8 protein-coding genes and 1 pseudogene are annotated in these 15229 nt (G+C 46.8%); 2 read left to right on the forward strand and 7 right to left on the reverse strand.

Going from position 1 to position 15229, the window contains the following annotated elements; translation table 11 throughout:
- Positions 1 to 51: 51 nt before the first annotated feature.
- From AAHF22_RS17540 to leuC, 7 genes and pseudogenes are all read right to left on the reverse strand, one after another.
- A pseudogene (locus AAHF22_RS17540) lies at positions 52 to 1782 on the reverse strand (ABC transporter ATP-binding protein); the annotation flags it as partial.
- A 392-nt stretch (positions 1783 to 2174) separates the two neighbouring features.
- The gene (locus AAHF22_RS17545; RefSeq protein ID WP_347326323.1) at positions 2175 to 6257 is read right to left on the reverse strand and encodes a dynamin family protein; all 4083 of its coding nucleotides are present in this window, start codon (positions 6255 to 6257) and stop codon (positions 2175 to 2177) included.
- Positions 6258 to 6724: 467 nt separating this feature from the next.
- Positions 6725 to 7003, reverse strand: coding sequence for an NAD/NADP transhydrogenase alpha subunit (locus tag AAHF22_RS17550; RefSeq protein ID WP_188775482.1), 279 nt, complete (start codon positions 7001 to 7003; stop codon positions 6725 to 6727).
- A gap of 63 nt (positions 7004 to 7066) precedes the next feature.
- Positions 7067 to 7753 carry an endonuclease III gene (gene nth / locus AAHF22_RS17555; RefSeq protein WP_347326324.1) on the reverse strand — a complete coding sequence of 229 codons (687 nt, stop codon included), beginning with the start codon at positions 7751 to 7753 and terminating at the stop codon, positions 7067 to 7069.
- 356 nt (positions 7754 to 8109) lie between these two features.
- Complete coding sequence (locus AAHF22_RS17560) at positions 8110 to 9537, reverse strand: N-acetylmuramoyl-L-alanine amidase family protein (protein WP_347326325.1); 1428 nt, start codon at positions 9535 to 9537, stop codon at positions 8110 to 8112.
- Between the two features lie 648 nt (positions 9538 to 10185).
- Complete coding sequence (gene leuD / locus AAHF22_RS17565; protein WP_347326326.1) at positions 10186 to 10788, reverse strand: 3-isopropylmalate dehydratase small subunit; 603 nt, start codon at positions 10786 to 10788, stop codon at positions 10186 to 10188.
- Between the two features lie 24 nt (positions 10789 to 10812).
- The gene (gene leuC, locus AAHF22_RS17570) at positions 10813 to 12237 is read right to left on the reverse strand and encodes a 3-isopropylmalate dehydratase large subunit (protein ID WP_347326327.1); all 1425 of its coding nucleotides are present in this window, start codon (positions 12235 to 12237) and stop codon (positions 10813 to 10815) included.
- 440 nt (positions 12238 to 12677) lie between these two features.
- Between leuC and AAHF22_RS17575 the strand changes: the two genes are divergently transcribed.
- The gene (locus AAHF22_RS17575) at positions 12678 to 13604 is read left to right on the forward strand and encodes a LysR family transcriptional regulator (RefSeq protein ID WP_347326328.1); all 927 of its coding nucleotides are present in this window, start codon (positions 12678 to 12680) and stop codon (positions 13602 to 13604) included.
- Positions 13605 to 14147: 543 nt separating this feature from the next.
- On the forward strand, positions 14148 to 14879 hold the full coding sequence (locus tag AAHF22_RS17580) for a DsbA family oxidoreductase (protein WP_347326329.1): 732 nt from the start codon (positions 14148 to 14150) through the stop codon (positions 14877 to 14879).
- The last annotated feature ends 350 nt before the right edge of the window (positions 14880 to 15229 follow it).

Raw genomic sequence — 15229 nt, forward strand, 5'->3', positions numbered from 1 at the left:
CGCGGCGGATGGTTCCGCTTCTGCTAAGCGCTGCTGTTCTTCCAGACGCTGAATATGATCGGCATATTGCACACGATACGTATCCTGATAAAGTCCTTCTGCCTGGATTAGCTCTTCATGCTTACCACGCTGAATGACCCGCCCTTCCTGCAACACCAGAATTTCATCCGCATGACGCAAAGAGGAGATACGATGCGCGATAATAAAAGTTGTCCGCCCGCGCATCACTTCCTGAAACCCAGACTGAATCTCATGCTCGGTTTCCATATCGACAGCACTGGTCGCATCATCGAGAATGAGAATTTTCGGGTCTTTCAGCAGAGCACGTGCAATCGCCAGACGCTGCTTTTGACCACCGGATAGACCGAGACCCCGTTCACCGACAATCGTATCGTAGCCGTTTGGCATTTCCATAATAAAATCATGCGCTTTGGCAAGCTTGGCGACACGAATAATCTCCTCCATGCTCACTTCGTTCATACCGTAGGCAATATTATTTTTGATCGTGGACGAGAATAGAAATGTTTCCTGAAATACAGACGCAATGCTGGCACGCAGATCACCGATGCGAATATCGCGAATATCAGTACCATCAATGCGAATGCTGCCCTCGTTCACATTATAGGCGCGCATCATCAGCTGAATAATCGTCGATTTCCCCGAACCTGTTCCGCCAAGTAGACCGATTACTGAGCCTGGAGGCGCATCCAGATTAATATCAACGACCGCTGCCATTTTGTTGCCGTAGGCGAAAGTAACATGATCGAACTGCACATGTCCTTTCATTTCAGCCGCATGAATCGGACGGGCATCTTGATGATCGGTCACATCGATCGGCTGATTCAAAATTTCCAGTACGCGCTCTGCTGATGCTTTGGACTGGGTGTAGTTATTAATATGGAAGCCAAGTCCCCACATCGGGCCGATAATGTACCAGATCAGGGTGAAAAAAGCGACCAGTTCACCAAGTGTCATCGAACCGCGAATAACAAGCGTACCGCCAAATCCGAGCAAGATGACGATACAAACCGAAGCAAGTAGCTCCATCACCGGAAAATAACGACTCCACAGCGTAGCAGCGAAAATCTGATTTGTGCGATAACGTTCATTTCGAAGTGAGAATTTGTCCACCTCATGAGGCTCGCGCGCAAATGCTTTGACTGTACGAACACCTGTAATATTTTCCTGTACCGCGGTGGTGAGTGAACTTAAGGCGAGACGCATCTCCTGAAATGCCGGATGAATGCGAGATTCAAACCGTAACGCGACGTACACGAGAAACGGAATGGAAATTAGAGTGACGAGGGTAAGTTGCCAGTTGAGCGAGAACATGACTGCCGCACCGAAAATGACCATCAAAAAGACGTTCAGAAGCTGGGCAAAGCCAAATCCGATAAAGTTGCGGATCGCTTCCAGATCACCGGTCAGTCGCGACATCAAATCTCCTGTCTTGGCGGTATCGTAGTAACGGAAGGATAGAAACTGAAGCTTTTCATAACAGGCATTACGCAGACGGTAAGCGAGATAATTACCTAACCGTCCTCCAAAGAAACCGTGCAAAAACTGCATCAGTGCCTTTACAATCGTTACGCCGAGCAGGGCGACAACGAGCATAGGCACCTGATCGAATTGCCTCAGCCTGATAATATCGTCAATCAGGTATCTGAGCAGATTCGGATAGACCAGCCCGAGGGCGGTAGCGGTTGCAAGACATAGGATCGAAAGATATAGATAACTCTTTCTTTCACGGTAAAAGTCCTGCAATTGCCTGAGAACGTCCATAGTGCTCCTCCTTCAATCTCCTGTCAGGTTAATTAGCATAATGAAGCTTACCACCGCCGCGATAGAGCCGCAAAGAGGATAAATCCCCGTTTACAGCCGCTGCTCGCAGCTTGGCTTCATAATCGACAAGTAATAAACAGATTATAATGAAATCGTGCCAAATTCTCCCGATACCAGCCGATTATAAGCGAATCATTTATTTTGTAAACAAGTCTTATGAATGTCAGAGTAAAAGCGCTATAATTTTAAATTTTAAACACGTTTTTACGCGCTTATTATATAATAATATGGAATACGAACGTATATAAAAAGAAGGAAGCATCCTATATCGGACACTTCCTTCTATCAATTTTTGGTTAGTATTCGTATTTCTGTAAATGTAACTGCACGGTTTAACGCTCTGTCGTTTGCAAAGCGATAATAGGTTGCAGACTATATAATAGCTCGCCAAGTTGCGCCCAGCGTTCTGGGCCGTCTACCATCTGGAGCGATGCTTCGGTTCCTTGCGCCCATTCACCAATTTGGAGCTTCATTTCAGCCGCCGTTTGCTGAAGACGGACATTTAGACCGTTGATGTAGTAGCCAGCCAATCCATCGCGCTGCTCATCCAGCAATTGACCGATCATCCGATCCAGCTCTGCGGTCAATTGATTACGGAACTTATCCCGACCACCCTGTTCAAAAAACTGACGTGGATTGCGGAACAACGGCCAGAACGTTTTCCAATCAAGCGGTTGTGTGGACATCAGACCTGAAATGTCCGGCGTTTTCCAATCATCCGGCTCGAAGGTGGAAAAACGTAAACCCGGCGCCTGCTTCTCTGCTTCACGTCCATACGTTTGCATCCGATCCGAAATCAATCGGCGCGCCGCCTTTTCCATACGCAGCGTCGTCGCCAGCACTTCCTGTTCCAGCTCAATTCCGAGTCTGCGCTGTAGCTCACGACCACAGGCAGCAAAATCGGCTTTCAGATCATTCGATTGTTGATTGAGCTGTGCTGGATTAAAAATTTCGGGAATCCAGTCCAGCGTTTTCAACCGTAATCGCTGTCTGACATGGAATAACAGTTCCGTGCTTTCTTCCTGCACCCGACGATCGGGATCCGCTTCGGCGATGGCATCAATCGTGCGGCTCGCTGTCTGCTTTTCCTGCTGAAGCTGAAGAAGACGTTCGGCACGATATTGCTCCCCACGCTCTGCCGCTTCCTGCCAAGAATAGACGATATCACGAATGCGATCCAACTCTTCATGAGCTGCATGAATCGCCAGTCCAGCAAGCGTATCATCGGCAAAGCTCATAAAGTGGCGACGAAAGGCTCCAAATCCTTCATCCTGACCTTGCAATGCACGCCGACTTGATAGCGCATAAATATGTGGCTCGCGAATCCCTGCGCCATTCAGCTCTCGCTCGATTCGTCCAACGACCTGCTGCTTTTCCTCTTCCGATGAAGCTAAGTCCGATGCGTTGACGATAAAGAACATATTATCAAGCGCCAGACTGCCTTTTACCCGTCCAAGCTGCTCCAGCAATTGACGATCTCCAGCGGTAAACGCATGATTGTAATACGTCACAAATACAAGCGCATCTGCCGACTTCATGTATTCAAATGTTACACCCGTATGGCGCGCATTGACAGAATCGGCTCCCGGTGTATCAACCAGAACCATGCCCTGCTGAGTTAACGGGCAATCATAGTATAGATCGATGCTGCGTACAAAACAGGACTGCTGCTCTTCCGACACATAGCCACGGAATTGCTGCATATCTACGATCAGATCCTGCCCCAGCTTATCACGCGCTGCTTCCCAGCCAGCTGCTGCTGCGATAACAAAGTTATAATGCGCACGTGCAGATGGATGGATACGTGCTGGGGACAGATTGCGCACCGCACGGCTCCAATCCTGATCGAGCGAACGATCCGGTAAACCGAGCAAACGAAGTGCGCCGCTAATGTCCTCCTGCAACTCCTCCAGCGACTTCATATAAATGACCGCTGTGCCGTGCGGACGTTCTGGCTCGGAGGACATAATTTGCGTAATCGCTGCTGTCATCGGATGCGGAGATACGGGCAGTACGGATGCGCCCAGTAAAGCATTGGCAAAGGACGATTTACCCGCACTGAATGCACCAAATAGCGCTAGCGTGAATTTGCCATTTTCCATAACCGAGGCACGGCGACGCAATTCTTCTCCCTGCGAAAGAAGTCCGGGAATACCATCAATCCAGCCAGCCGCCTGACGCAATTGCTCCGCTGTTGCCAGCAGACGTGAACGGCGATCAGTAGCTGGTGCGGTAGATGATTCAGTAAATCGTTCAGTAGATCGTTCAGTAGATGATTCGATAGCGGCCTGATCACTGGTAGCGTCGGAGTCTGTTGTCGCAACTTCATCCATAGTAACAGCAGATACAGATGCTTCATTTTTGGTGGATAGAGCGACTTCATCTTTAGCAGATAGAGAAAATTCAGCTCTAGTAGATAGAGAGACTTTATCCATAGCAGATGTATTAGCGTCTTTCGTTACCTCAGACGCTTCGCGATCCCTGTCTGCGCTGTAGTGATGCGCTGTTGAATGAGCAGCAGTATGCTGTGCTCCTGTTTCAGGCGATGTGGATAAGCCAACTGTTGTGTCGGAAGCTACGTTATGAGTCACATCAGCAGTAAAATCATTTACAGCAGATACGTCTGCGGTAGCCGAACCGTTAGACGAGACTCCATTCAGATTTGACGTGGAGCTTTCGGTATCTATCCCTACACGTTCAATCTTCGGCAGCCATTCCGGTACGCCGGTCTCACGTGCTGGCAGCAGTTGTCGTACCGCTTGATCCTGCCGTTCTTGCTCCTGCTCTTGTGCTAACTTCGCCGTTAGACGCTGCTGTAATGCTTCCGCAGTCGCAATCTGTTTGCGCAATGTGGTCTGCTGCGCTTCGATCGTTGGCTGCAATTGCGCAATCAAACGATCGGCTGCTTCCAATGCTGCACGGCGATAACGAGCAGCCGTTTGCTCACGTAAGGCACGAGTATAGTTGAGCACATACTCACCGGATATCGCTACATCCGAACCTGCGCCAGCCGCGATATCCGCTTCTTGAATTTGTGGTAGCGAGGCGGTAAGCTCCGCTTCCTGTTGTTCATTCCATAGCTCATGCTCCATACTCCAGCCACGCAGCATGCCACGTATATGCACATCCAGATTGGCAGCCACCTGCTCACGAAACGCTTGCAAAAATTGCTCTTTACGACGTGTACGCTCCTGCATCGTTTTATCGCGGGAGGCAAACAGACCCTTTTTAAAACCAGGTCGTTCCCCTTCCAAATACTGCTGTGCCAGATCACGTACCTCAGCAGGGGTTAGATTCGCCTGTTCAACCAGACGTCCAATCTCCCAAGCCCAGTGATCTTTAAGCGCAACGAGCTGCTTATCCAGCGTCTGTTGCTGTTCATACAACTGCGCTAGCTTTTGCTGATGCTGTGGTAAAGAAAGCTCGGCATCGTCAGCATCGTTTGCTTCAAATGTATTCCTATCCTCTTCGCTGGGTGCTACTTCATTAACGAACATAGCATCGGCTTGTTCATCCTCTGTCATATCGATCTCGGAGTTATTGAAATCCGTTGCCGCTTGCTGACGTAACCATTTGCGATGTTCTTCAGCCAGTTCCCATATGGCCTGTGACAGGCTGTAACGCACTAATGGTTGCTGATCATCAAGTAGCTTCGCAATCAGCTCACGTAGCTGTTCCAATCGACCATAGCGATGATCCGGTACCATACGCGATACGTACAGCACACCAGCAGGCTGAATGCCACGTCTAGCAAATGCCTGTTCTACACCACGGCTATATTCTGCAAACGGCAATTCATCATCTTCATGCTTATCAATTTGATTAATAATTAAGTAGAGCGGTTTACCGCGTTCATACAATGTACGGGCAAACGATAAATTCGTCTCGGACTGTACATGGTTATAATCCATCACATAAAAGACGACATCTGCACGATGAAGCGCCGAATACGTTGCCGCTTCATGCGCCGCATCGGTAGAATCAACACCCGGTGTATCAAGCAATACGCCATGCTCACCGAGTAACGGAATATCGTCCCATAGCTCGACCGCTTCATAGTCGCCGCCGTTTTTGCAATACGCATCCAGTTCATGCAAGCCGATCTGCAATGTGCCGCCATCATGCGTATGCACGATAGCTCTCGGCTCACCGGAGCGAATCGAAGCGATATTGGCCGTCGTTGGCACCGGACTTGTTGGGAGCACCTGATGACCGCAAAGCCAGTTCATTAAACTTGATTTACCTGCGGAAAAATGACCGCAAAAAGCCAGTACCAGCTCCTGCGAGCGGTACTTGTTGCGCAGCTCACTCGCTTTACGTGCGGCTCCTGTATTGCCTTGCTGTTGTAGCTCCGCTTGTAGCTGTTCTAGCACCAGTTCAAAAGATTGCTCATTTCCCGTTGTAATCGCTTGCATCCGTATGTCCCTCCGCACTTTCTTGATCTTCTCTATTGGTAGCATGCCACGCTTCTGCTGCTACAGTGTTATCGCAAAAATAGGCTTGGTATAGTTCGTTTCGTTTCGCCTATTGGCTATACATGTACCTAGCTGGTTTGGTGTTCATTTATCCATTTATATTTCAATCTTTATCTATTGTATCACTGTATAACTTGTATCGGAAACAGTTCATTTTTTCATAATGATCATAGACAAAAAAGCTCTGTCACCGTAGAGCTGATGCAGAGTTTGTTTTTTTGTTTTTTATACAGGGTTTAGTAGTAAGAGCAATACAAGAGCAATACAAGAGCAATACAAGAGCAATACAAGAGCAATACAAGAGCAATACAAGAGCAATACAAGAGCAATACAGCATGATTGTACGGCACAATAAAAAAGACGGTCTGTACGCACAGGGCGCAGACCGTCTAGCAAACCACCTTGACTTAGATCAAGCTAACTTCAGCTTCAGCTACAGGTACAAGAATTTCGAACATTTTGCCGTGTTGCAAAATCGTAATGCCTCTGCCTTTGTCTTTCATAACAACGACATCACGCTTTTGTGCCATACGCTCGATATAATGCTCCGGTACATCACCGGAATAATTTACCGCAATGCCTTCAACTACTTTTTCTTCGTTTTCAGCCAGTTCCTCGGAAACGATTTGCTCGAAAATATCCGAAAATTGTTCAAAGTTGTCTGTGTAGACGGAAATGCATTTCATAACGTTCGACCTCTTTTTATGTGTAGTATTGGTTCTCTCCCCTGGTCAGCGGGTTGCCACGGGTCAGGAACTTTTCGGCTTCGCTGCCTTTTTGTTCTTGACGACCAGGGATGTTTTCATTCGTTTTTTGCCTTCACGGCAAATATCGAGCAGCGGACAGACCTGACAGGCTGGATTTTGCGCCTTGCAGTGGTATCTGCCGAAAAAGATAAAGCGATGATGTGAAAGCGTCCATTCATCACGCGGCACACGCTTCATCAGTTTACGCTCGACTTCCATTACATTGTCTTTCCAATTTGCGAGACCCAGTCGTTTGGATACCCGTTCTACATGGGTATCGACTGCAAATGCAGGCACGCCAAAAGCGTTGGACACCACGACATTCGCCGTTTTGCGTCCCACTCCGGGTAGCTGAACGAGCAGATCGTGCTCACTAGGCACATCTCCACCGTATTTCTCAATTAAAATATGGCACAGGTTTTGAATATGCTTCGCTTTACTTCGAAATAAGCCGATCCGCCGTATATCCTGTTCCAGCTCCTCCAGCGGTACGCTCACGTAATCTTGTGGCGTCCGGTACTTCTGAAACAAATCAACTGTCACCTTGTTGACGGTTGCATCGGTACACTGGGCGGACAGTAGCACCGCAATCGTCAGTTCAAAGGCATTACTATGATTAAGTTCGCAGTGCGCATCAGGAAACATGCCGGCGAGCGTATCCAGAATATGTCTTACTGTAGCGGCATTCATTTTCATTCCTCCTGCAAAAAACCGCCTGCACACGATAAGATTCGTGCTTCAGACGGTATCGTCTCACGGGACCTGATGATGGGATTGCCCGTTAGGTTTCAGACTCTGGTGCTCCATCTTCAATGACAATACAATTGGTATCTTATCATGTTCCGGCTGTAATTGCACGCAAACTTTACATGAAATTTCAGTAATTTTATTGTGATTTAAAACAAACATTTATTGGATAGGTCTCTGGCGCTTCAGCGCGAGTGTGCGAGGTGTAAACCTTTCATAGTGTTGTGAGGTTTAAGTTGAAAATAAAAACAGCGCCTGCCCCACGTTATGCACGTAGAAAGCAGACGCTATACGTTTAATCAAGACACCCCGATGTATTCCTTAATACCTTTTACAATCGAAGCTGCGATTTCATCTTGCTTGGCAGAATCCATCATTTTGGATTCTTCAGTGCGGTTGCTGATGAAGCCGACTTCTAGCAGTACAGCAGGCATCGTCGTTTCGCGGATGACGTGGAAGTTACCGTATTGAACACCACGATCCTTAAAGCCGGTTGCCGCTACAAAATACTTGTGAATCGTTTGAGCTAGCTTTTTGCTGCTAGCGCGCTGGTAATACGTTTCAGTACCGGAAGCTGCGGATGAACCGCTGCTGTTGGCGTGAATGGATACGAACACGTCAGCGCCGAGCTTTTCAGCGATTTTGACACGTTCTTTCAATTGCAGGAACGTATCGTCTGAGCGTGTGAGCACAACATCGATATTCGGATCATTTTTCAGCAAAGCTTCCACTTTAAGGGCGAGTCCAAGATTAAGCTTTTTCTCGCTCGTTTGGGAACCGATCGCGCCTGGATCTTGATCGCCGTGACCTGCATCGATCACAACTACCTTTTTACCCGAGTCGCCTACGCCTGTTCCTGGCTGTGTAGGGCCAGTTGTTGGGTTAGGATCAGGTGATTTGCCGTTATCGGCTACCAGATCGACGATCAACAAACTACCTTCCGTGAACACTTCATAATCTTGCTTGTTTTTCAGATCGATCACGATCCGTACCGATGATGGATCTGTGCTGAATTGTGAGTATCTGACTTGAGATACATTATCATTGTTTGGCACATCCAGCGAGGCAATCTGACCTACACTTGCATCCGGACCTTGCGCAGCAAATGCTGGGCTAAAGTCGGTTTTGGGTAGATCCACCACGATACGATCCGGTGAATCCATTTTGGACACTTTCGGCGTTACGCCCTTATCAAGCGTGACCAGCAAGCGGCTTTCGCTAAAGCTGATACCATTCACCAGTGCAAGACCATTTTCGGCAGTTCCATTTTCAGAACCCGAATTCGTTCCTCCGCCGGTGCTCGCGTCCGGAGTCGTTAGCGTGACGATTTTGTCGCTGTTGTTCCAATGCACGTCGATCCCCATCTGCTCACTGACGAGACGGATTGGTACAAGCGTCGTGCCGTTTTGAACGACCGGTGCGGTGTTCAAATCATACGTTTTGTTGCCGACCGAAGCGGCTTTTTTGCCGATAAGCAGTTGAATCGATTTACCTTCGCCGTCAATCATGACACGTCCGTCGGCTTGATTCCACTGTACTTTGTACCCCAGATTTTCGGAGATTACGCGGATCGGCACCATCACCGAGCCTTTCATATTTTGTACATCCTCCGGAATACTGAGCTGTTGGCCGTTCAGTACAACTTTTGTGCTAGTGGCAGCCTCACCGAGATGGGGAAAGGACCACAAAAACACAAACAAAAACAATAGAAAACCAAATTTCTTCATTCTTCACCCCTACCATTCCCATTTTGATTACCGAACTACCCAGCACGGCTGTACCGCCCAAACATTATCAGAACACCAACATGTAAAGCAAATCTGTTCATCTACTCGAGATTCATGAAGTCCCCCGCTCGTCTCTGGATGCTTCCAGAGAAAAGATGAATGTCCGTGCCTACATCGCGCTCTGATTCGCAATTTGCGCATACATCGTAATTAGACGCTTATGCCTACTAAAAGTTGCGAACGAATTTGCAATTCGATATCTTTTTGCATAGCCGATCATGCAACCATAGTCATAGACTGCAAAGTCAGCCTTGCATATATACGCAAATGCAAAGTCATACTCATCTGTATATTTATATCGACCATTGTCAGACGATTTGTTATCGCTATTTGATTTTTTGCATAGAAATTTTAATGCTCCTGAATTTTGGATGACATCGGCAACGTTTTAGCCGTAGATGGCTGGCTATATAAGCGATAACGCGACTAAAATAAAAAGCATTTGCTAAAGCCCGCTGGCTTACGCCATACTCCAGGCTTTGCAAATGCTTGCTGTGTACATTGGTTACGAAGTTAAGTTGAATTTCCATATTATTGTAGAATCCAATGGTGAACATTCATACATCTCTTCGCTTCACTGCTTTTTCATTAAGCAAACAGATGGGCACCACGTGTGCGCTCATATTCGCTAATATCCGATTCATGTTGTAATGTCAGACCGATATCGTCCAGCCCTTGCAACAGGAATTGACGACGATGCTCATCCAGATCGAAATGGATTTCCAGACCTTGATCGTCTGTAATCGTTTTGCTTTCCAGATCCACATTCAGACGATAGCCTTCGTTTGCATACGTGCGCTCAAACAGATCTTGAACCTGCTCTTCGGACAGCTTGATCGGCAAAATGCCGTTTTTGAAACAGTTATTATAGAAGATATCTGCAAACGAAGGTGCAATGACACAGCGGAATCCATAGTCCATGATCGCCCACGGTGCATGTTCACGAGAAGATCCACAGCCAAAGTTTGCACGGGACACGAGCACTGATGCGCCCTCATAACGAGGCTTGTTCATATCAAAGTTCTCGTTGACATTACCTTCTTCATCCCAGCGCCATTCGTAGAACAGGAACTGACCAAAACCTGTACGTTCGATCCGTTTCAGAAACTGCTTCGGAATAATTGCGTCTGTATCCACGTTCACCCGATCTACCGGGGCTACAATACCGTTCAACTTTTGAAATGCTTCCATAGTTAAAATCTCCTCTCGATTCGGTTAGCTCAGTACTGGCTCGGATTTGAATTCCCAATCACGCACATCGGTAAAATGTCCTTTAATCGCAGCTGCTGCTGCCATTGCTGGAGATACGAGATGCGTCCGTCCGCCACGTCCCTGGCGACCTTCAAAGTTACGGTTGGAGGTCGAAGCACAACGTTGTCCTGGTTTCAGTACGTCTGGATTCATCGCCAGACACATACTGCAACCTGCTTCACGCCATTCAAAGCCTGCTTCCTTGAAAATAACGTCCAGTCCTTCTTTCTCCGCCTGAATCTTCACGCGACCGGAACCCGGTACAACGATAGCTGTCAGACGATCCGACACTTTATACCCTTTTGCTACATTTGCCGCAGCACGCAAATCTTCAATCCGACCGTTTGTGCAAGAACCGATAAACACATAATCGACCGGAATTTCAGACATCGGTGTACCAGGTGCCAGATCCATATATTCAAGCGCCTTTTCAGCCGCTTTACGCTCATTCTCTGTGGTGAAGTCTGCTGGGTTAGGTACAGCGGAAGTGATGTCTGTTCCCATACCCGGGCTTGTTCCCCAGGTTACTTGTGGGATCAGTGTTTCCACATCAAATTCGATCACATGATCATAAAAAGCACCTTCGTCAGTAGTCAGTTCTCTCCAGCGAGCAACCGCTTCATCAAATGCTGCACCCTGTGGTACATACTGGCGTCCACGCAAATAAGAGAATGTCGTTTCATCCGGTGCGATCAGACCTGCACGTGCGCCGCCTTCGATCGACATGTTACACACAGTCATACGCTCTTCCATCGACAGATCGCGAATCGCTTCGCCTGTGTACTCGATCACATAACCGGTAGCGAAGTCTGTGCCATATTTTGCGATCACGCCGAGAATCATATCTTTAGCTGTTACGCCAGCTTTGCGTTTACCATTAAAACGAATCTCCATCGTTTTGGACTTCGATTGTTGCAAACACTGCGTAGCGAGTACGTGTTCAACCTCACTTGTACCGATACCGAATGCGAGTGCACCGAATGCACCGTGTGTCGATGTATGGCTATCGCCACAAACGATCGTTTTACCCGGATGAGTCAAACCAAGTTCTGGACCCATAACGTGCACAACGCCCTGATCGATCGTGTTCAGGTCAAACAGCTTAACGCCAAAGTCCTTACAGTTTTGTGTCAGCGTGTCGATCTGTTGTTTGGAGATCGGGTCTGTAATATTAAAACGGTCAAATGTCGGTACGTTATGATCCATCGTCGCAAATGTCAGTTCTGGACGACGCACCTGACGATTAGTCAAACGCAAACCTTCAAATGCCTGTGGCGAAGTAACTTCGTGTACGAGGTGCAGGTCAATGTACAATACGCTTGGCTTGCCTTGCTCGCTATAGATTTCGTGATTGTCCCAGATCTTTTCATACAATGTTTTTTTACTCATCTTATTCACCCCATCTTAAATTGAGATCAGACACTGTATTTGTTTTCGCCAGAGGAAATGTATCCTCTGTCTTGCCTTTGGACCCGAAAACAAATCGCCTCATCTTGATTTCCCTGAACCATTTCTCGTCGCCGATTCATCATGTGAATCACTGCTAATCTTTATGTTACATACAATATATCATTGTGTGTCCGATAGGTCTAAGATATTATAACTATAGATGCTATAGGTTTTTCTTATAAGACAACTGATCGTTTTGTAATGCTAAAAGAAGCTATTGACGACTCCATATTACCGCAACGTATACACGTTTCGCCATTTTCGGCTCCATGCTACCGTAACGTATACACGTTTTCGCTATTTTCATCATCACCTGCTTTACCACTATTTCCATTATGATACGCTGTTCTACTATTCTCATTATAAAGGAGCCTTACCCTATGGAACTTCGTCAATTACAATATGCCCTACAGATCGCAGCCGAGCGGAACTTTTCCCGTGCTGCCGAGAAACTACATATTGCACAACCTTCACTTAGCCAGCAGCTATCCAAGCTGGAAAAGGAACTCGGCGTACTGCTCTTTCAACGCAACACGAGTAGCGTCGAGCTAACCCAGGCTGGAGCAAGCTTTGTCGAACATGCGCAAAAGATTATCGACTCTGTTGAACAGCTACGCCGCGAAATGGCAGATATCTCGCAACTGCAAAGTGGACGCGTCATTATTGGCAGTATGCAAATTACTGGCTCCCATCTACTGCCACACGTCTTACCTGACTTTCGCACTCAGTATCCGCAAATTGAAGTGGTACTGCTGGAAGACACGTCAGCCAATCTGGAAAAGCTAACCGCTAGCGGTCAAACGGATCTGAGTCTGCTCGCTCTTCCACTGACCGAGCCTTCGCTTACGTATGAGCCGGTTGCCGAGGAGCTGATCGATCTCGCTGTGCCACCTAATCATCCGCTTGCCCAGCGTTTCTTAGGTGGGGATCATCGACCTGTACAATTATCCGAACTACGAGACGAATCATTTATCGTACTTAAAAAAGGCCAGGGCTTCCGTAAAATCGTATTTGATGTGTGTAAAGAAGCTGGCTTCGAGCCTAAAGTTGTGTTTGAAAGCAACAACATCGAAACGATTCAATCGCTTGTCGCTACCGGCATGGGGGTCACTTTTGTTCCGCATTATATCGCTAGAGCACGTCGCGGCGAATTTTTACCCGTCTATTTACCACTAGCCGAACCGATTCCAAGCCGCACGCTCGTTCTCGCCCGTCGCAAAGGACGCTACTTATCGAAAGCCGCTGAAGCGTTTATTGAATCGTTTAAAGATACGATGCAGCATGTTGTATCAAAAGAGCAGTTGTAGTTGCTTGTTGGACTTGAGGGAACCGAAGAATTGATGCACATATGAACTATCGATGTACGTATATAGTGATGAGCTGTGCTGTGTACATGCTTTCGCAGCTATATACATGATCTCATAGATAGTAGATGTAGATATAGATAGAATAGGCTATTAAATTGTTGCTTTATGTATGGTTCTTCTCGTCATCTTACTTTAAAATTTGTACTTTAAATGGTCTGTCTTGCCATTAATATAGATATGGCAGGACAAACTCCAAATATGTAACTGATATCGAATAAGATCTTTTAAATAGGATCTTTTGAATGGAGACTAGTTTAATTACCCTTTTATATATAGGCGGTTTTCTTCTTCCTGTTCGGATCGATCAAAGCTAAACAATAATATCTGCTATAAAGCGTTAACTATATTTATTTTATTTAGTTGATTATTAAAAGTAATAATAGTACGATATAAATAACTAGTCTATGCGCTCACAATGGATAAACGGATGTACAGTACATCATCACGAAGCATAGCATGATCATTAACCCGGAGGTAATTACTATGAAAATCGATATCTGGTCTGACTACCAGTGTCCGTTCTGCTATATTGGCAAAGCTAGACTGCAAAAAGCGCTGGAGCAATTCCCGCATGCGGATCAAGTGCACATCAATTATAAAAGCTTTGAGCTTGATCCATCTGCTGATCGCGATGTGCCGATGACCAATAACGAAATGCTCGCTAGTAAATACAATACGACGATCGAGCAAGTTCGCAAAATGAATGATAACATCGGTGCACAAGCAGCACAGGAAGGTCTTCGTTTTGAATTTGATTCGATGATTCTGACGAATAGTTTTGATGCGCATCGTCTGATGCAATTTGCCGTAGATCAAGGCAAAGGCGCTGAAATGAACGAAGCGTTGTTCCGCGCTTTCTTTACCGATTCTCGTCATATCGGCGATCATGACACACTTGCTGATATCGCTGGCGAAATTGGATTAGATCGTGCAGAAGCGTTAACGATGCTGCAAAGTGAACGCTATGGCGAAGATGTACGCCGTCATGAACATCTGGGCAGCCAGCTCGGCATTACGGGTGTACCGTTCTTTGTCATCAATGACAAATATGCCGTATCCGGTGCACAGCCAACGGAAATGTTCACAAATGCATTGAATGAGATCTGGGCAGAAGAACAACCATTACAAATGATCGGCGACCCTGCTCAAGGTGAGCAATGTGCGGATGGCTCCTGTGCTGTCCCATCTGTCGATCAAAATGCGAATAAAAACTAATGGAGCTACACATGTTCACACATTATGTATCACTTTCTCTTTCAGTTGAATATATACGTTGATCATAACGATGCCGATTTCTAGTAGCCTGACCGAGATTTAGTTCACTTTGAAATCCGATTTACATCCTGAGTTGTACACATGCCACCACACGACGATCAAATTTAATATTCAACTTCGTCCACGTACTGGATTTCCGGATGTCTAACTAGTGAATAGGATAACGATCAGTAGAAATAGCGATTTAAAAAAGCCAGCTTCCAGCATGTTAGTTGGTCTTACCCCCGTCAAGTAGACACCATTAAAAAGCCACTTCAAGCTACAACCGTTTCTCGGTATTCTACCGGGGA

It is taken from the genome of Paenibacillus wenxiniae (assembly GCF_039822605.1).
Lineage (GTDB): Bacteria > Bacillota > Bacilli > Paenibacillales > Paenibacillaceae > Saccharibacillus > Saccharibacillus wenxiniae.